We start from the raw sequence: 17,179 nt of genomic DNA, 5'->3' as shown, positions 1-17,179 counted from the left end.
TTCGTTCGCTACGGCGTCTCGGGCATCGGCCGACCTCAGCGGAGGGGAGCGAGGGCCGAACGGCCGCGGTACTCGGCGGAGTCGCCGAGGGCCGATTCGATGCGCAGCAACTGGTTGTACTTGGCGACGCGGTCGGAGCGAGCGGGAGCACCCGTCTTGATCTGGCCGCAGTTGGTGGCCACGGCGAGGTCGGCGATCGTGGCGTCTTCGGTCTCGCCCGAGCGGTGGCTCATCACCGAGGTGTAGCCGTGGCGGGTCGCCAGTTCGACCGTGTTGAGCGTCTCGGTCAACGAGCCGATCTGGTTCACCTTGATGAGGATCGAGTTGGCGACGGTCTTGTCGATACCGGTCTGGAGGCGCTCGACGTTGGTGACGAAGAGGTCGTCGCCCACGAGCTGGACACGGTCGCCGACGGCAGCGGTGAGCGTGGCCCAACCGTCCCAGTCGTTCTCGTCCATCGCATCTTCGATCGAGACGATCGGGTACGTGTCGACGAGGCGGGTCCAGTAGTCGGACATCTCGGTCGGGGAGAGGACCTTGCCCTCGCCCTTGAGCTGGTAGGCGCCGTCTTCGAAGATCTCGCTCACGGCAGGGTCGAGAGCGATGGCGATGTCGTCGCCGGGCGTGAAGCCGGCCTTCTCGATCGCTTCGAGCAGCACGGTGATCGCTTCCTCGTTCGAGTCGAGGTTCGGAGCGAAGCCGCCTTCGTCGCCGATGGCGGTCGACAGGCCGCGGTCGCCGATGACCTTCTTGAGGACGTGGTACGTCTCGGTGCCCCAGCGCAGTGCTTCGGAGAAGCTCGGAGCGCCCACCGGCATGATCATGAACTCCTGGAAGTCGATGGAGTTGTCGGCGTGGGCGCCGCCGTTGATGACGTTCATCATCGGCACGGGGAGCACGTGGGCGTTGGGTCCGCCGACGTACTGGTAGAGCGGCATGTCGAGTTCGATCGCTGCGGCCTTGGCGACGGCGAGGCTCGTGCCGAGGATGGCGTTCGCGCCGAGCCGGGCCTTGTTGTCGGTGCCGTCGAGGTCGAGCATGATCCGGTCGAGCTCGCGCTGGTCGAGTGCATCGAAGCCTTCGAGTGCGTCGGCGATCTCGTCGTTGACGAAACCGACGGCCGACAGCACGCCCTTGCCGTTGTAGCGCTCGCCGCCGTCACGGAGCTCGACGGCCTCGTGTTCACCGGTCGACGCGCCCGAGGGCACGGCGGCTCGGCCGAGGGCGCCGGAGTCGAGCATCACCTCGACCTCGACCGTCGGGTTGCCGCGGCTGTCGAGGATTTCGCGGCCGTTGATTCCGATGATCTCACTCATGAGGGTCGAAGGTATCCGAAGAATCGGTGGACGATTCGCCGAACGCGTCAGATGTCTGGCGTGAGATGTTGACCTCGTCGGGTGCCGAGGCGAGCACATCGGAGATGTACGACTCGAGGGCGGTCTCGAGCGGGATGTCGACGCGCGCCTCTTCCGACAGGAACCAGCGGTGTTCGAGCAGTTGGTGATAGATCTCGGCGGCCTGCAGCTTCGAGAACAACTCGGTCGGGATCTTCGACATCAGCGGTTCGAACCGGTCGTCGAGCCAGCGGACGGCGATGACGTTCTCGGGGAGCGGCCGAGCCGGTCGTCCGGTGGCCTCGGCGGCGGTGAGGCGCTCCTGGTGCATCTCGGCACCGAACGAACGGATGTCGTCGAGCATGCGCCGCGCCTGGTTCTCGCTGGTCTCGAGACCGGTGAGGTTGCGGAGCCGCTCGGCGTGGAAACCGTGCTCGACGACTCGGGGGATGTAGCGCATCCGGTCGCCTTCGGCGTCGTCGATGATCTCCATCTCCTCGACGTCGAAGCCCATCTGGTGAAGCCGTTGGAGCCGCTGGTCGATCTTGTACGTTTCGTCGGGCGAGAACTCGTCGCCCGCCGTCAGTTCGGTCCAGAGCGCCCGGTAGCGGTCTTCGATCTGCATCGACACGTCCCACGGGTCGATGTCGGCCTTGAGCCGCCCGCCGGCCTGGAGATCGAGCAAGCCGCCGGCAACGCTCTCGGTCGCGACCTGCAGGTCGAGCGTGCGTTGCCCGTCGGAGAGCTTGCCGTAGCGGGCGCCGGTCTCCATGTCGATGACGTATGCAGAGAGGGCACCGGCGTCGCGGCGGAACAGCGTGTTGGAGAGCGAGCAGTCGCCCCAGAAGAAGCCGGCGAGGTGGAGGCGCACGAGGAGTCCGACGAGCGCGTCGAGGACTCGCTCGCCGAGGTAGGGGATGGTGAGCCCCCGGCCCGACAGCAGGGTCCGGTACGGCAGCGAGTAGTCGAGGTGGCGGGTGACGAGCATGCCGTCGACCGGGATGCCTCCCGACACCTTGCCGGTGACCGCGGCGACGACCTCGACCGTGGGGAGTCCGGCGTCGGCGAGTTCGCGCAGCAGCCGATACTCACGATCGACGAGGAGGTCGGGGAGTTCCTTGATGACGTAGCTGGCGTCACCGAGCTCGATGAGGCGCACCACGTGGCGGTGGAGCCCGAGGACGCCGTGCATGTCGGGCAGCGTCCAATCGTCGAGACGGGTCGAGAACGGGAGTCCGGCGATGAGTGGGTGATCCGACGGACTGGTGAGATGCACGCGCATCTCTCAAGTGTGGTCGAAGAATTCGGTCCGAGCTTTCTCAACTTCTGCTCAAGATCACGCGTCGGCGTGCCGATCTTCACACCATGCAACACGAAGGTCTGCCGCCAGGGCCGCAGTCGACGCCGACAGAGCTCAAGGTCGCCGCTGCTCCTTCGTGGACCCCCGAAGGCGACTCGAACGACGTTCCGAACGCTCCGAACGCTCCGAAAAAGCCTGCTGCCGCGACGCGTGAGTCGGCGCGGCGCGTGCCGATCAACGCGTGGTTCGTCCGCTGGCTTGCGATCAGCGCCGGCGCGTTGGCAATCGGTGGCACCGGATGGCAGATCGCCAACGTCGTCGACGGCGACACCTGGTCGGGGCGGCTCTCGTTGCTCACCACCGCTGCAGCCGTCGTCGCCGGCCTCAGCGTGCTGGCGTGGACCTGGATCATCGTCGAGAACGCCAGACGGCTGCTCTCGATCGCGAGCACACACGAGCCGCCCGATCCGATGCAGGCTCTCGCGGCGTGGATCGCCCCGTTCGTCGTGGCGGCCGCAGCGGGCCTGTCGATCGTGTTCCTGCACTCACGGCTGTCGGCGACCGAGACCGCCGAAGCCTCGCCCGTCCCACTCGCCATCGCGCTCGCCGCGATCATCGTGACGATGCTCGTCATGTACCGTCCGCTCTACGTGCTGTCGGGCGTCACGCGCCGACTGGGTTTCGCGTCGGTGGAGCTCGCCCGTTGGTACTGGGTGCCGGTCGCGCTGGCGATCGTCGGATCGCTCAGCCTCATCGCGCTGAACCTCGGTGGTGCGTACGGCGACGATTTCGACGGCGTCGCACCCGCCTGGGCGCTCGGCGTCGTGGCCGTTCCTCCGACCCTCATCGTGTTCGGGCTCGCCATCCGCGGCGGCCGTTCGGTCGAAGACGCCGTGAGCCAGGCCTTCGATCGTCGAGCCGGCAAGAAGACCACCGGGGTCGGCCGAGGCCGCATGGGATTCTGGGCGCGAGCGCTCCGCGCCGACGCCCGTCCGCCGATCGACCGAGACCTGCGCCAACGCATCCGGTTGCTCCCCGGCACCGACGTCCTGCGCCTCGCCGTGGTCACATCGGTCGCAGCCCTCGCCTTGCTCAGCATCGTCGGTGCGATCATCATGTTCTTGTTCTGGCGTGAAGCCAGCAACGGCGTCCTGCTGCAGTCGCAGCAGGACCGTGCCTGGGACACGCTCGCCTCGTTGCAGCGTGTCGAACGCTCGATCGCGGCGCTGCTGCTCGTCGTCGTGACCATCTGGGCGTTCGTGTCGGTCATGAACGTTCGCCTGGCGACCGGTCGCCGCCGCAACCCGATCCTCGCCGCCATCGCGTGGCCCGCCGCCGCCTTCGGCATCTGGCGTGTCGCCGAGCGCATCGGCGACGACGAGCGCATCGGCGCAGTCGTCACCGGCTTCGTCCTGCAGGCGCTCATCCTCCTCGTCCCGTTCTTCCTGCTCGAGCGAGCGGCGGTGGCGGTGGCGGCAAGTCGCCAACCGATCCGTTTCGCCTACGGCATCGCCGTCATCCTGCTCGTGCACACGCAAGGCCTCGTCGGCCTGTCGACGCTCGACAACGGTTCGACCAGCGACGAGTTCGGCCGTCTGGCCGGCTACCTCGCGCTGGCCGCGCTCATCCAACTCGTGGGCACGCTTGCCATCACCGAGTCGAGCCACCTCGTTGCCGGTGGCGCTCGCCACGAGGCCGATCAACACAACTTCCTCGCCGCTCAGCGACGCGATGTCGAGGAGCGGGCCACGGCGGCTCACGAAGCCAAGGCTGCAGCGGAGGCCGCACGCACCGCCGAACACGCGGCCGTGGAGTCGGCGGCACGCCAGGCAGCGTCACATGCGGCCCCCGGTGGTTCGGGCAGCCGGACCACGATCGCCGCATCGAGCCCTCCACAGTTCTGACGGGCTGGTGGCGGCCGGTCACCGACGCGGTCGTCAGTCAGCCGTTGCGGCGGAGGCCTTGACGTCGTCCCACAGCGCGTCGAGCGTCGCGAGATCGGCGTCACGGAGATCGATCGAACGCTCGCGAGCCAGTCGTTCGACCCCTTCGAAACGCGTCCGGAACTTGTCGCTCGCCGCCCGCAACGCGAGTTCGGCGTCGATGCCCAGGTGACGAGCGACGTTGACGGTGGCGAACAGCAGGTCGCCGAGTTCGGCCGACGTCGCCGCATCGTCGTCGCCGGCCATCGCTTCGGCCAACTCCGCGGTCTCCTCGCCGACCTTCGGGAACGCTCCCGACACGTCAGGCCAGTCGAACCCGACCTTCGACGCCTTGCGGCCGACCTTGGCGGCGTACGACAACGCCGGGAGCGAACGCGGGATGCCGTCGAAGATCGACGTCCGACCCTTCTCGGCCTGCTTGATGTCGTCCCAGTTCGTGAGCACCGTGTCGGTGTCGTCGGCAACCGTGTCGGCGAACACGTGCGGGTGCCGTCGCACGAGCTTCTCGTGGATGCCCTGCGTGACGTCGGCGATCGTGAAGCGGCCTTCCTGCTCGGCGATCGTCGCGTGGAACTCGATCTGGAACAGCAGGTCGCCGAGTTCTTCGACGAGGTCGTCGTCGGACGCCGGGTCGTCGGGGTCGAGGTCGTGCAACGCGTCGACCACTTCGTAGGTCTCTTCGAGCAGGAACGGGATAAGCGTGTCGTGCGTCTGCTCGATGTCCCACGGGCACTGTTCGCGAAGGGTTCGGACCAGGTCGTGGAACCGGACGTACTCGCGCCCGACCGGGGCGGCGAGCTGCGGGATGTAGATCGAGGTGAGGTGGTCGGCGTCGACGGTGCGGTCGAGTTCGGCCCAGGTCGTGTCGACGACGACTTCGTCGGCGGTGCCGAGCGCCTGCAGGATCGTGACCCGTTCGTCGCCCGTGGCGTTCTCGACGGCCAGCTTGATGTCGGACAGCACCCAGTTGGCGTGCGTGTGGGCGACGAGGAGGGGGCCCGATTCGTCGGCGGCGGCCGTGGTGAACTCGTGGCCGTCGATCAGACGGACGCCGGCTTCGACGGGGTCGATGCCGAGCCGCGCCCATGCCACGTCGAGAAACGACATGGCGGGAAGAATCCGCAGCTCGATCGATGCGTCGGCACACGCGTCGCGCAGGTAGCGGACCGTGCGCTCGAGCACGAGCGGAGAGCCCGGCACGGCGTACAGGATCTCGCCGTGTTCGTCGGCAGCCGTGACGAGGCGCGCAGTGATCTCTCGGTACACGTCGTCGAAGTCGTCGGCCTGTTCGTAGAGATCGTCGTGGCTGGTCGCCCCGCCGGGAGCGTCGGCGACCAGGTGGGCCGACGGGTGGATCGCGGTGCGCAGATGGCGATGCGCGATGCGATCGATCGCTGCGAGCGTCTCGGCGGTCACGTGGTCGTCGCCGCCGGGACCGAGCCCGACGACGGTGATCGACGCCGGTGACCGAGCGTCGGTCATCCGCCGAGCGGCTGGATCGACGTGGTGATCGGATCGAAGTAGCCGTATCTCGAATCGATCATGATGTCGATCTCCTCGACGGCGAACACCGAACGGATCGACGAATCGACGACCGAACGATCGGTGTCGGCCAGTTCGTCGTAGGTGCGGAAGGCGACCACGATGCCACCGACCGGCGTGCCGAGTTGATCGGTGAGCGCCGACGAGCCGTACCGGTCGTCGCCGGAGAGGTCGAGGAGCACGCCGACCTCGGGAGCATCGGCCGCCTGCAGCACCGACAGGATGTCGACGCAGCCGATCTGCCCGGTGGTCGAATCGAGCGTGGTGTCGATGTTCTGCTCGGCGAAGACGTCGGCGAACTCGGCGCCGGCATCGAGTTCGGCAGCGGCGTCGACCGCGATCTCGGGCGTGTCGGTGACGACGATGGCGGGGCACACGACGCCCGACTCGGTGAGGCCACTGTCGAAGCGTGCGCCGATGGCAGCCTCGCTGATGTCGATCTCGTTGGGGTCGAGCAGGCCGTCACGAACCGCCGTCTCCTGTACCCAGTTCTGGATGAGCGTGCGGACCACGTCGGGTGGCAGGTCCTCACCTGCAGGGATGCCGGCGTCGACCGCGAGCGCGTCGAGGTCGTCGACGCTCAACTCGACGTCACCGACGCGAGCAACGGCATCGGCATCGGAGAAGGTGGTGCAGCCGCCGGCGAGCAGCGCAGCAGCGAGGGGAAGCAGGATCGTCAGACGTCGGCGGGTCACAGCAGGGGATCGTAATGAGTGACGAGATGATTGACGAGGCGGTTCGGTGGTCGCGCTCGGGATCGAGCTGCGCTCAGTCGTCGTCGGGGACGAGATCGCGGAAGAATCCGACCAGGAAGGTCGCTGCATCCTTGCCACGGGGGAGCGGGACGACCAACTGGTGCAGGTCTTCTTTGTACTTCGCGCCCTTCGACAGGCGACGCAGCCGCAGGGTTGCGCTCATCTTGAGTTCGATCGGCTGGATGCGAGCGTCGGACGACGTGATCTGCAGGTCGGTGACACCGAGGCGGTGGCACTCGGCGCGGAGGTAGCCGACCTGGAGCAGCGACTCGGCGGGTGCCGGAAGCGGGCCGTAGCGGTCTTCCCACTCGGCTCGGATGTCGTCGACCTGGGCCTGCGACGTGACGTCGGCGAGCCGGCGGTACGCCTCGAGCCGCGACTCCTCCTTCTTGACGTAGTCGTCGGGCAGGAACGAGTCGGTGGGCACGTCGAGCTTGATCTCGGTGGGAGCGTTCGGGAGCGGCTCGCCCTTCATCTCGCTCACGGCTTCGGTGACCATCTGGCAGTAGAGGTCGTAGCCCACGGCGGCGATGTGACCAGACTGCGACTCGCCGAGCAGGCTGCCGGCGCCGCGGATCTCGAGGTCACGCATCGCGATCTTGAAGCCCGAGCCGAGTTCGGTCGCCTCGCCGATCGTGCGGAGCCGCTCGTACGCCTCCTCGCTCAGCGTTTTGTCGCGCGGGTGGAAGAGGTAGGCGTAGGCGCGTTGGCCCGAGCGCCCGACACGGCCACGGAGTTGGTGCATCTGGCCGAGACCGAGCAGATCGGAGCGCTCGACGACGAGCGTGTTGACCGCCGGCATGTCGATGCCCGACTCGATGATCGTGGTGCAGACCAACACGTCGTACTGACCGTCCCAGAAGTCCTGGACGACGTTCTCGAGCGAGCCTTCGTCCATCTGCCCGTGGGCGATGGCGATGCGTGCTTCGGGCACGAGTTCGCGCAGCCGACTGGCCGCGCTGTCGATCGACCGGACCCGGTTGTGCACCCAGAACACCTGGCCTTCGCGCAGGAGTTCGCGACGGATCGCTTCGATCGCGACCCGCTCGTCGTACTCGCCCACATAGGTGAGGATCGGTTGACGCTCGGCGGGCGGTGTCTGCAGGAGCGAGAGGTCGCGGATGCCGACGAGCGACATCTCGAGCGAGCGCGGAATGGGCGTGGCGGAGAGCGTGAGGACGTCGACGTTCGTCTTCAGCTTCTTCATCTTCTCCTTGTGCTGCACGCCGAACCGCTGCTCTTCGTCGACGACGAGCAACCCGAGATCCTTGAAGTGGATGTCGGCGGCGAGCAGGCGGTGTGTGCCGATGACGCAGTCGACCTCACCGGATTTGACGTCGTTGACGACCTTCTTCGCCTGCGCGGCGGTGAGGAAGCGCGAGAGGACCTCGACGCGGATCGGGAACCCGGCGAATCGGTCGGCGAACGTGTTGCCGTGCTGCGTCGCCAGCAGTGTGGTGGGAGCGAGCACGGCGACCTGCTTGCCGTCTTGGATCGCCTTGAACGCGGCGCGGATCGCGATCTCGGTCTTGCCGAAACCGACGTCACCGCACACGAGGCGATCCATCGGGAACCCGCGCTCCATGTCGGCCTTGATCTCGTCGATCGCCGTGCGCTGGTCGGGAGTCTCGACGAACGGGAACGCATCTTCCATCTCGGCCTGCCACGGCGTGTCCATGGCGAACTGGTGGCCTTCGGCGGTGACGCGCTGCTGGTAGAGCAGCACGAGTTCCTGCGCGATCTGGCGGACCTCCGACTTGACCCGGCTCTTGGTCTTGGCGAAGTCGGAACCGCCGAGCTTGTGGAGCTTCGGGGCCTCTCCGCCGACGTACTGGCGGATCGTGTCGATCTGATCGGACGGAATGTAGAGCTTGTCGCCGCCCTTGTACGACAACAGCAGGTAGTCCCGTTCGACGCCACCGATCGCTCGCTTGACCATGCCGTCGTACTTGCCGACACCGTGCTGCTGGTGGACGACGTAGTCGCCGGCCTTGAGGTCTTCGAAGGTGCTCGCGGTCTCGCTGCGCTTGCGCGGCCGAGCCTGACGGTGTGCGCGACGCCGACCGGTCAGATCGGATTCGGCGACGATCGCGACCTTCGCGTTGGGGAGCGTGGCACCGCGATGCAGCGGGGCGACGATGATGCTGCCGCCCACCGGGATGTCGACCGTGAGGTCGGCCTTCGGACCGACGCGCAGCGCGAAGTCGAGCCCCTGGTCGAGCAGCATCGAGTGCAGACGTCGAGCCGATCCTTCGCCGTCGGCTGCGACCACGACGCGATACCCGTCGGCGATCAGATCGCGGAGCCGGTCGGTGAGGCCGGTGCCGTCACCGACGACGGGCCCCCAGCCCATCGCCTCGACGAGCGGCGTGTCGGGAGATTCGGGCGTGGAGTCGATCGACCAGAACGAACCGGCGCTCGCCAGGAGCACGTCGGGGTCGGCGTGCAGGCGGGGGAACGTCTTGTCGGGATCGCGAGCCCACGTCGATGCGAGGGTGCGCGCCAGATCGTCTTCCTCGGCGATGAGGTCGGCGGCTCGGTCGCGCATGCGCCGCGGTTCGAGCAGCACCACCTTGGCGTCGTCGGGCAGCACGTCGGTGAGCAGCACGTCGTCGTCGACGAGCCAGGGCAGCCACGACTCCATGCCGTCGAAGTGCGCACCCTCCGCGAGCCGCTCCCACTGCTCGCGCCCCCACGGCTCGGAGGCCATGAGCGTGCGAGCGCGCTCCTGCACGCGCTCGTCGGGGATCAGTTCGCGGGCGGGGAAGATCAGGGCTTCGTCGAGGTCGGCGACCGACCGTTGGTCGTTCACCCCGAACCGGGTGAGGCGATCGACCTCGTCACCCCACAGATCGATGCGGATCGGGGCGCTGGCGCGAGCCGGGTACACGTCGATGATCGCGCCGCGACGAGCGAACTCGCCGCGGTGCTCGACGAGCTCTTCGCGTCGATAGCCGAATCGCACCAGCGTCTTGACGAGGATGTCGGGGTCGATCTCGGTCTGCGGTCGGATGACGATCGGCTCGACGCTCATCGCGCCGGGACCGAGCTTCTGGAGCAGCGACCGAACGCCGGCCACGATCACCTTCGGGCACCGCTCCGGGTCGCGCAGCCGCCACAACACGTCGAGGCGTTGGCCCATGGTTTCGACGTTGGGGCTCACCCGCTCGAACGGCAGCGTCTCCCACCCGGGGAACAACGCGAGCTCGTCCGGGGCGACGAACTGCTGGAGGTCGTCGTGGAGCTGCGCGGCCATCGTGCCCGTCGGACAGGCGACCACCAGCGGTCGCCGGTTGGAGAGCCGAGCGAGCGCGGCGATCGAGATCGGCCGGGCCACTTCGACGACGGCGAGGCGCGCCCCAGGGTCGGCGAGGGCACGCGTGAGGCCCGGCTCGTCGCGGAGCAGGGGAGCGAGCGAGACCAGCGGAGCGATGCGCTCGGCGGAGTCCACCTCGCCGGCGATCAGGTCGTCAGCAACGTCGGTCATCGGTCTGGCCTGTTCTCTCGGAGGCCGCACCGGCCTCGGTGCAACGCGTCGTCGCGCGCATCGTCGTTGTCGTCACGAAGTTCACTTCTTCGTGTTGTAGCGCTGCATCGCCGCGTCGACGCCCTCCGCGATGATCATCTCGACCGCATCGGCCGCATCGGCGATGACGACGTCGATCAACTCACGCTGACGCTTCGGGAACGGCGCGAGCACGTGCACCTTGCCGACGTGCTTCGAGTCGGGTTTGCCGACCCCGATCCGCACCCGCAGGTAGTCCTGCGACTTGACGTGGTTGGTGATCGATCGGAGACCATTGTGACCGGCCAGTCCGCCACCGGCCTTGACCCGCAGATCGCCAGGCGGCAGATCGAGCTCGTCCTGGACGACGATGATCTGCTCGGGCGATTCGATGCGGTAGCGGCGCACCATGGCACCCACGGCTCGCCCCGACTCGTTCATGTACGTGATCGGAAACGCGAGCGCCACGCGTTCGTCACCGTCGGGCCCGTCGAAACGGGTCTCGGCGACCAACGCGTTGTCTCGCCCGCCCTTCAGCGTCGCATTGCGGCGATCGGCGAGCAGTCGGATCACTTCTTCGCCGACGTTGTGACGCGTCTTCGCGTACTTGTCTCCAGGGTTGCCCAGGCCCACCACGATCCAGTCGAACGGTGCGCCCTTGCCCTCTCGGCCGAACAGTCCCATGTTCACCCCTGCTCCGAAAAATGCGTGACCCGACGCGCAGCACGCGTCGGGTCACCCACGTTCTGAATTGCTCGGGTCACTCCTCGGAGGCGCCGTCGGCAGCGCTGTCGCCGCCTTCGGCTGCGTCTTCGGCACCCTCTTCGCCCTCGGCAGCGGCCTCTGCGGCCTCGGCCTCGGCGTCGAGCACCGGCGTACGCATGATCGAGACCGTGACGACGGCCGAATCGGGGTCGGACACGGTGCGAACACCCTCGGGGATGCTGAGGTCGCTGACCAGGATCGTGGTGTCCATGTCCATCTCCGACACGTCGAAGACGATCTCGTCGGGGATGTTGCGCGGCGTGGTGGCCACGACGAGCTCGGTCATGATCTGGTCGATGAGGCCGTTGTTGGACTCGACTTCCTTCGCCTCACCGGTGAGGTGGACCGGCACGGTGACGGTGATCTCTTCGTTCAGGTCGACCTGGATGAAGTCGATGTGCGCGATGTTGAGGCGCACCGGGTGACGCTGCACGTCCTTGATGAGCGAGGGGTACACCTCGCCATCGACGGTGAGGTCGACGATCGTGTTGAGGCCGGCGCTGCCCGAGACTGCCTGACGCAGATCGCGGCGGGCGACGCTGATGCTCAGCGGCTCCATTCCGTGTCCGTAGACGACGCCGGGGATCTTGTCGTCGGCGCGAAGGCGGCGCGATGCCGAGCTTCCGGTCTGGCGGCCTGATTCGGCGTGAAGGATGGTTTCAGTCATGGTGATCGTTGTCCAAACGGTTGCAGCGGGTGCCTACGAAATCTGATCATCCGTAAGTGCCGCTGTACGAAATACAGCAGCAGGCAACGCTATCCGTGTCGTTCGCCGCTTGCTCCTTGCTCGACCCGGTTCCGCGCGTCTGACCGGCTGCGCGGGATGGGCTCGCTCGGTGCTGTGGCGTGGTGTTGACGCTTGCTCCTTGCTGGCCTGGCTCGCGCCTCGTGACCGGCTGCGCCGGAAGGGCTGGAGCTCGGTGCTCGGCGACCTCCCTCGTTCCTCGGTCGACGTCGCCTCCGCTCCGACTCCATCCCTTCCTGCTTCGCCTCCCGCTGCGCGTTCCCGGCTGCGCGGCGTCGCTGCTGGGGTTGGAGGTGTTGGGGTTGGGTTTGGAGGTGGTGGGGTTGGGGTTGGTTTGGAGTGGCTGGTTGCTACTAGGCGAGGTTTTCGCCGTCGAAGATGTCGCTGACGCTGGTGTCGTCGAAGACGGCGCCGAGGGCTTCGGCGATCAGCGGGGCGACCGAGAGGATCTCGACGTTGGGAAGCTGCTTCTCGGAGGGGAGGGGCAGCGAGTTGGTGAGCACGAGACGCTCGATCGGCGCGTTCTTGAGGCGATCGACGGCGGGGCCCGAGAGCAGACCGTGGGTCGCCATCGCCCACACTTCCTTCGCGCCGCGCTTCTTGAGCAGTTCGGCGGCGGCGACGATCGTGCCACCGGTGTCGATCATGTCGTCGGTGAGGACGCAGGTGCGCCCGGCGACGTCGCCCATCACCTCCGCGGCCTCGGCCACGTTGGTCGTGCCCTTCGGGCGGCGCTTGTAGATGAACGCGAGGTCGGCGCCGCAGTCACCCAGGTGCTGGGCCATGCGCTCGGCGACCTTGATGCGGCCGGCGTCGGGCGACACGATGACCGGCTCGGTCGCGTGTTCGCGCACGTACTGCTCGAGCACCGGCATGGCGGTGAGATGATCGACGGGGCCGTCGAAGAAGCCCTGGATCTGACCGGAGTGCAGGTCGATCGAGATCATGCGCTTGGCGCCGGCGGCCTTGAACATGTCGGCGACCAGACGGGCGGTGATCGGCTCACGACCGGCAGCCTTGCGGTCTTGGCGGGCGTAGCCGTAGAACGGGCACACCGCCGTGATGCGCTTGGCCGAGGCACGTGACGCCGCGTCGATCATGATGAGGTGTTCCATGATCGAGTCGTTGACCGACCGGTCGTCGACGCCGTAGTGGGTCTGCATGACGAACACGTCGGTACCGCGAACCGACTCCCCGAAGCTGCAACGGACCTCTCCGTTCGCGAACTCCACCAGGTTGTCGTGACCGATCTCGATGTTGAGATGCGTGGCCACCTCCTCGGCGAGCGCAGGGTGCGTGCGCCCGGTGTAGAGCGCGAGTCGCTTCGTGGTGACTTTTTCCATGGGGTCCTTTGGGTCGCCGATGCGTGAGCGATCTGTCGCTATGCGCCGGAGGCAGTGTAGAACGCGCCGGTGGTCGCGTCCGAAGTGACAGACGAGCCGGCAGGGAGGTGGGCGTACGGGCCGACCACGGCGCCGGTCCCGATCTCGGCATCGGTGCCGACCGTGTGTGTGACGGTGGCGTCGCTGCCGACCGCACAGTCGACGAGTTGTGCGTCGGGGCCGATCTCGCAGCGGTCGCCGACGACCGTGGATCCCTGGAGCATCGTGCCCGGGTAGAGCGTGACGTCGCGGCCGATCGTGACCGTGACGTCGATGAACGTCTGGCGCGGGTCGAGCATCGTGACGCCGTTGAGCAGCCACCGGCGGTTGGTGCGAGCCCGGAGTTCGCGTTCGGCGAGGGCGAGCTGCCAGCGATCGTTGACGCCCTGCGTCTCGGCGGTCGGAGCTTGCACGCATCCGACCCGGTGTCCCATCCCGGCGAGCACCGACACGACGTCGGTGAGGTAGTACTCGCCCTGGGTGTTGTCGGTGGTGAGCCCGCGGAGGGCCGGCCCGAGCAGATCGCGGCGGAACGCGTAGATGCCGGTGTTCCACTCCTTGATGTCGAGTTCTTCGGGCGAGGCGTCACGCTGTTCGACGATGCGCAGCACTTGGCCGTCGGTCTTGCGGACCACACGGCCGTAGCCGGTCGGGTCGTCCATCACCGAGGTGAGCAGCGTGGCGGCGTTGCCGTTGGCGACGTGCGTGGCGACGAGTTCGTCGAGCGTTTCGGGGCGCAGCAGCGGCGCATCACCGTTGAGTACGACGATGGTCGACTCGTCGTCGTAGTCGTCGCCGTCGAACGCGGTCATGCCGATCGACGTGGCGTCGCCGGTGCCGTTCTGTTCGACCTGTTCGACGAACGCGACGTTGGCCCAGTCCGGTGCGAATTCGTGCACCTTCTTGGTGACCTGCTCGGCGCCGTGGCCGACGACGACGGCGGTGCGCTCGGGATGGAGCTTCTCGAGTGCGTGGATGACGTGCAGGACCATCGCTCGGCCGCAGATCATGTGCAGGGGCTTCGGTCGAGACGACCGCATCCGAGTCCCCTCGCCAGCGGCCAACACGATCGCGGAGACGCTCATATGCGTTCAGCGTACCGCCGGCAACCCACCGCGGACCGCGGCCGTCGCATGTCGGGCCGGGCGCTCTGTCGTGTGTCTCTGTGCGCCCAGGCAGCGCGCGGTGCGGTCGCTGCAGCGAGCGCCAGCGAGCAGAGCCGGCGTCGGTCTCGCCGCAGTGGCGTGGCGTCGCACGTCCCTGCGGGACCGACGAAGTGTTGCGTTCCGGGGAGAGGAATCGAACCCCTATTCTCGGCACCAAAAACCGCTGTCTTACCGTTAGACGACCCCGGACGGAGTGTGATGTCGACCGCGCGATCGCCCTCGAGCGAGCCGATTCGTCGACACCTGTCACGGTACAGCGCGTGTCGCGTCGTCACACGCCCGATAGCGTCGAGCGCCTTATGGGTTCTCTGATCAAGAAGCGCCGCAAGCGCATGCGCAAGAAGAAGCACAAGAAGATGCTCCGTCGCACGCGCCACCAGCGTCGCAAGTAGCAACAACCGACCGTCACCGCCGGCCGCTTTTCCGTTCGTTAGAACGCTGAGGCGACGGTTCTGGTGACCACCACCCGAGCGCCCTCGTCGACCAAGTCGCCGAGGGCGTCGTCGCGTCGTCCCTCGATGAACCACGTCGCCCCGCTGCCGGCGAGCGTGGGAGGCCGGCCGGCTCTCGCGGTGATCTCGTCGCGCCACCACTGCAACCGTGGTTCGACGACGAGCGCGGCAGCTTCGAGGTCGTTGGGGCCGTCGCCGGTGGGTCCGCCGAGGTCGTCCCAGGCTCGGTACGCCGCCGGAGTCCTCACCGCCAGCGGCGGAATGATCAGGGTGATCTCACGATCGACGTGAGGAAGCGGTTCGACGACTTCACCGATGCCGGCGACGCGGGCTCGTCCTCCGACCATGCAGAACGGGATGTCGGCGCCGAGCCGTGACGCGTCGACCAGCGACGATTCGTCGATGCCGAAGCCGCCCCAGCGAAGCACCGCCGCGGCGTCGGTCGAACCGCCACCGAGACCCCCACCATGAGGGATGTGCTTCGAGATGGTGACGTGTGCATCGCGCGCGACCATGGCGAGCGCACGGGCCACGAGGTTGGAGTCGTCGAGCGGCACGCCGTCGGAGAACGGTCCGTCGGCGGCAAGGCCGGAGCGGGCCGGGTCGATCGTGAGCACGTCGTGGAGTTCGAGGCTCACCATCTCGGCGTCGATGAGGTGGAAGCCGTCGTCGCGGATCCCCGTCATCGCGAGGCTCAGCGTCAGCTTGGCGTGGGCGCGCAACTCGATCATCGGAGTCAGCCGGAGGAGGGGAGCGGGCCGACCACCGACGACAGCCGCACCCAGGCGTCGACGTCGAGTTCTTCCGGACGAGCGGTCTCGGCGACGTCGGCGGCGACGAACTGCTCGGCGGTGACGATGCCGGCCAGCGACTTGCGAAGCATCTTGCGGCGCTGACCGAAGCCCTTCTTGACGAGCTCGAACATCGGCCCGGGGTCGATGTCGGGCGGCGTGCGACGGGTGATCTCGACCAGGGCCGACTCGACGTTCGGCTTCGGGAAGAACACCGCGGCGGGGACGTGGCCGACGATGCGCGCCGACCCCCAGAAGGCGGCCTTGACGCTGATGGCCCCGTAGGCGCTCGTGCGCGGTGCCGCCGCGAATCGTTCGGCGACCTCTCGCTGCACCATCACGAGGATGCGCTGGACGTGCGGAACCTCGTCGAGGATGTCGCACACGAGCGGCGTGCCCACGTTGTAGGGCAGGTTGGCGACGAGCGTCCAACCCCCGTCGACCTCGGGGTCGAGGAGTTCGAACCAGTCGGTGGCCATGGCGTCGGCTTCGACCACCGTGACGTTGCCGCACTCGGCGACGATCTCGGTGAGCAACGGCACGACTCCGCTGTCGACTTCGACGGCGGTGACCTCGGCACCCGTCTCGGCCAGCGCCAACGTCAGTGAGCCGAGGCCGGCTCCGATCTCGACGACTCGGTCGCCGGGGCCGACGCGTGCGAGGTCGGCGATACGGCGCACCGTGTTGGGGTCGGTGACGAAGTTCTGCCCGAGGTCACGACGCGGCGCGAGCCCGTTGTCGTCGAGGAGCTCGCGGATCGTGGGCCGGGAGTGCGTCATCGGTCGCGGTCGAAGCCGGAGCGGCTCGGACGGATCACTGGCGGACCTCGACCGGAATCGGTGCTTCGGTGAGGTCGGCGAGCTGCTCGAACTGGCTGGTGTGCAACACGATGTCGTCGGTCTGGGTTCGTGGTGCGAGCAGCGTGACGCACGTGATCGATCGACCGTTGTCGAGGTTGACCACCGTGACCGTGCGGCCGCTCTCGAGGTCGCGAGTGAGGCACGAGCGAACGCCGGGAATGGTGCTCAGGTAGGTGGCCGAGAGGCGGATCGGGGCGATGGCGGGCTGCGCCGGAATCGCGACGTCGGCGGTCGTGTCTTCCTCGCTGGCGATGGGGCCTTCCATGAAGGTCGGGTCGTCGTCGGGAGCTTCGGCCGGCGGGAGTTGCGAGCGGTTGCTCGTCGGCACCTCGCTGTCGACGGGAACCTCGTCGTTGATCGAGGCCGGCTGCGGGTTGATCACGTTGGGGTCGGCCGGCGCGGTCGCCACGACCTCGGTGCCGGAATCGTCGGCGGTCGACCGTTGGTAGAAGAAGAACGCCGGCAGGGCGACGAGGGTCACGACGGCGGCAAGCAGAAGGCGTCGGCGGTCGGTGTCGTACATCGGATCAGTCGTGGCGGCCATCGTCGCGAGGTGCCCCGACCGCCGCGGAGAGGGGCATCACATGGTACCCGAGGGGTGGTCGGCCGCTCGGGCAGGTGACCGCTGTCGCCCAGTGG

At 67.6% G+C, this 17,179-nt stretch carries 14 protein-coding genes and 1 tRNA gene; 2 read left to right on the top strand and 13 right to left on the bottom strand.

Annotated elements, in window-relative coordinates; all coding sequences use genetic code 11:
- Nucleotides 1–35: 35 nt before the first annotated feature.
- Nucleotides 36–1,316 carry a phosphopyruvate hydratase gene (gene eno, locus YM304_RS16640; RefSeq protein WP_015442878.1) on the bottom strand — a complete coding sequence of 427 codons (1,281 nt, stop codon included), beginning with the start codon at nt 1,314–1,316 and terminating at the stop codon, nt 36–38.
- Nucleotides 1,309–2,616, bottom strand: coding sequence for a DUF4032 domain-containing protein (locus YM304_RS16635; RefSeq protein WP_015442877.1), 1,308 nt, complete (start codon nt 2,614–2,616; stop codon nt 1,309–1,311). Before YM304_RS16635 ends, eno begins: the two co-directional genes overlap by 8 nt.
- Nucleotides 2,617–2,699: 83 nt before the next feature.
- Here YM304_RS16635 and YM304_RS16630 point away from each other — a divergent pair, with 83 nt between their 5' ends.
- A complete protein-coding gene (locus YM304_RS16630) occupies nt 2,700–4,538 on the top strand; it encodes a hypothetical protein (RefSeq protein WP_015442876.1) in 1,839 nt (612 codons plus the stop codon).
- A gap of 33 nt (nt 4,539–4,571) precedes the next feature.
- On the opposite strand, the gene mazG is transcribed toward YM304_RS16630, so the two are convergent.
- The 8 genes from mazG to YM304_RS16590 all read right to left on the bottom strand — a co-directional run bounded on the left by mazG (nt 4,572) and on the right by YM304_RS16590 (nt 14,626).
- On the bottom strand, nt 4,572–6,059 hold the full coding sequence (gene mazG / locus YM304_RS16625; RefSeq protein WP_015442875.1) for a nucleoside triphosphate pyrophosphohydrolase: 1,488 nt from the start codon (nt 6,057–6,059) through the stop codon (nt 4,572–4,574).
- The gene (locus YM304_RS16620) at nt 6,056–6,814 is read right to left on the bottom strand and encodes a hypothetical protein (RefSeq protein WP_015442874.1); all 759 of its coding nucleotides are present in this window, start codon (nt 6,812–6,814) and stop codon (nt 6,056–6,058) included. The genes mazG and YM304_RS16620 overlap by 4 nt, the downstream gene beginning before the upstream one ends.
- 73 nt (nt 6,815–6,887) lie before the next feature.
- The gene (gene mfd / locus YM304_RS16615; protein ID WP_015442873.1) at nt 6,888–10,361 is read right to left on the bottom strand and encodes a transcription-repair coupling factor; all 3,474 of its coding nucleotides are present in this window, start codon (nt 10,359–10,361) and stop codon (nt 6,888–6,890) included.
- 81 nt (nt 10,362–10,442) lie between these two features.
- Nucleotides 10,443–11,063 carry an aminoacyl-tRNA hydrolase gene (gene pth, locus YM304_RS16610; RefSeq protein WP_041298389.1) on the bottom strand — a complete coding sequence of 207 codons (621 nt, stop codon included), beginning with the start codon at nt 11,061–11,063 and terminating at the stop codon, nt 10,443–10,445.
- A 76-nt stretch (nt 11,064–11,139) separates the two neighbouring features.
- The gene (locus YM304_RS16605) at nt 11,140–11,811 is read right to left on the bottom strand and encodes a 50S ribosomal protein L25 (RefSeq protein WP_015442871.1); all 672 of its coding nucleotides are present in this window, start codon (nt 11,809–11,811) and stop codon (nt 11,140–11,142) included.
- Nucleotides 11,812–12,242: 431 nt separating this feature from the next.
- Nucleotides 12,243–13,232 (bottom strand): ribose-phosphate diphosphokinase, encoded by a 990-nt coding sequence (locus YM304_RS16600; protein WP_015442870.1) that lies wholly within the window; start codon nt 13,230–13,232, stop codon nt 12,243–12,245.
- Between the two features lie 38 nt (nt 13,233–13,270).
- Nucleotides 13,271–14,356, bottom strand: a complete 1,086-nt coding sequence (locus YM304_RS16595; RefSeq protein WP_015442869.1) for a bifunctional UDP-N-acetylglucosamine diphosphorylase/glucosamine-1-phosphate N-acetyltransferase GlmU — start codon at nt 14,354–14,356, stop codon at nt 13,271–13,273.
- Between the two features lie 199 nt (nt 14,357–14,555).
- A tRNA-Gln gene (locus YM304_RS16590) sits at nt 14,556–14,626 on the bottom strand.
- Between the two features lie 110 nt (nt 14,627–14,736).
- Here YM304_RS16590 and YM304_RS24135 point away from each other — a divergent pair.
- Nucleotides 14,737–14,829, top strand: a complete 93-nt coding sequence (locus YM304_RS24135; RefSeq protein ID WP_015442868.1) for a 30S ribosomal protein bS22 — start codon at nt 14,737–14,739, stop codon at nt 14,827–14,829.
- A gap of 38 nt (nt 14,830–14,867) precedes the next feature.
- On the opposite strand, the gene YM304_RS16585 is transcribed toward YM304_RS24135, so the two are convergent.
- Genes YM304_RS16585 through YM304_RS16575 form a run of 3 tightly spaced genes read right to left on the bottom strand, consistent with a single transcriptional unit; the run spans nt 14,868 to nt 17,084 of the window.
- Complete coding sequence (locus YM304_RS16585; RefSeq protein ID WP_015442867.1) at nt 14,868–15,620, bottom strand: 4-(cytidine 5'-diphospho)-2-C-methyl-D-erythritol kinase; 753 nt, start codon at nt 15,618–15,620, stop codon at nt 14,868–14,870.
- A 5-nt stretch (nt 15,621–15,625) separates the two neighbouring features.
- A complete protein-coding gene (gene rsmA / locus YM304_RS16580; RefSeq protein WP_015442866.1) occupies nt 15,626–16,459 on the bottom strand; it encodes a 16S rRNA (adenine(1518)-N(6)/adenine(1519)-N(6))-dimethyltransferase RsmA in 834 nt (277 codons plus the stop codon).
- A gap of 34 nt (nt 16,460–16,493) precedes the next feature.
- Nucleotides 16,494–17,084 carry a hypothetical protein gene (locus YM304_RS16575; RefSeq protein ID WP_015442865.1) on the bottom strand — a complete coding sequence of 197 codons (591 nt, stop codon included), beginning with the start codon at nt 17,082–17,084 and terminating at the stop codon, nt 16,494–16,496.
- Nucleotides 17,085–17,179 lie beyond the last annotated feature (95 nt).

Source organism: Ilumatobacter coccineus YM16-304 (assembly GCF_000348785.1).
GTDB classification, from domain to species: Bacteria; Actinomycetota; Acidimicrobiia; order Acidimicrobiales; family Ilumatobacteraceae; genus Ilumatobacter_A; species Ilumatobacter_A coccineus.
Note: the sequence above shows the minus strand (reverse complement) of the source record. Positions and strands in the feature narration are given on the sequence as shown.

What these genes read in the sequence shown, in the direction of transcription:
- eno (WP_015442878.1), bottom strand. Translation starts at nt 1,316, where the DNA reads ATGAGTGAGATCATCGGAATCAACGGCCGCGAAATCCTCGACAGCCGC.
- YM304_RS16635 (WP_015442877.1), bottom strand. Translation starts at nt 2,616, where the DNA reads ATGCGCGTGCATCTCACCAGTCCGTCGGATCACCCACTCATCGCCGGA.
- YM304_RS16630 (WP_015442876.1), top strand. Translation starts at nt 2,700, where the DNA reads ATGCAACACGAAGGTCTGCCGCCAGGGCCGCAGTCGACGCCGACAGAG.
- mazG (WP_015442875.1), bottom strand. Translation starts at nt 6,059, where the DNA reads ATGACCGACGCTCGGTCACCGGCGTCGATCACCGTCGTCGGGCTCGGT.
- mfd (WP_015442873.1), bottom strand. Translation starts at nt 10,361, where the DNA reads ATGACCGACGTTGCTGACGACCTGATCGCCGGCGAGGTGGACTCCGCC.
- pth (WP_041298389.1), bottom strand. Translation starts at nt 11,063, where the DNA reads ATGGGACTGTTCGGCCGAGAGGGCAAGGGCGCACCGTTCGACTGGATC.
- YM304_RS16605 (WP_015442871.1), bottom strand. Translation starts at nt 11,811, where the DNA reads ATGACTGAAACCATCCTTCACGCCGAATCAGGCCGCCAGACCGGAAGC.
- YM304_RS16600 (WP_015442870.1), bottom strand. Translation starts at nt 13,232, where the DNA reads ATGGAAAAAGTCACCACGAAGCGACTCGCGCTCTACACCGGGCGCACG.
- YM304_RS16595 (WP_015442869.1), bottom strand. Translation starts at nt 14,356, where the DNA reads ATGAGCGTCTCCGCGATCGTGTTGGCCGCTGGCGAGGGGACTCGGATG.
- YM304_RS24135 (WP_015442868.1), top strand. Translation starts at nt 14,737, where the DNA reads ATGGGTTCTCTGATCAAGAAGCGCCGCAAGCGCATGCGCAAGAAGAAG.
- YM304_RS16585 (WP_015442867.1), bottom strand. Translation starts at nt 15,620, where the DNA reads ATGATCGAGTTGCGCGCCCACGCCAAGCTGACGCTGAGCCTCGCGATG.
- rsmA (WP_015442866.1), bottom strand. Translation starts at nt 16,459, where the DNA reads ATGACGCACTCCCGGCCCACGATCCGCGAGCTCCTCGACGACAACGGG.
- YM304_RS16575 (WP_015442865.1), bottom strand. Translation starts at nt 17,084, where the DNA reads ATGGCCGCCACGACTGATCCGATGTACGACACCGACCGCCGACGCCTT.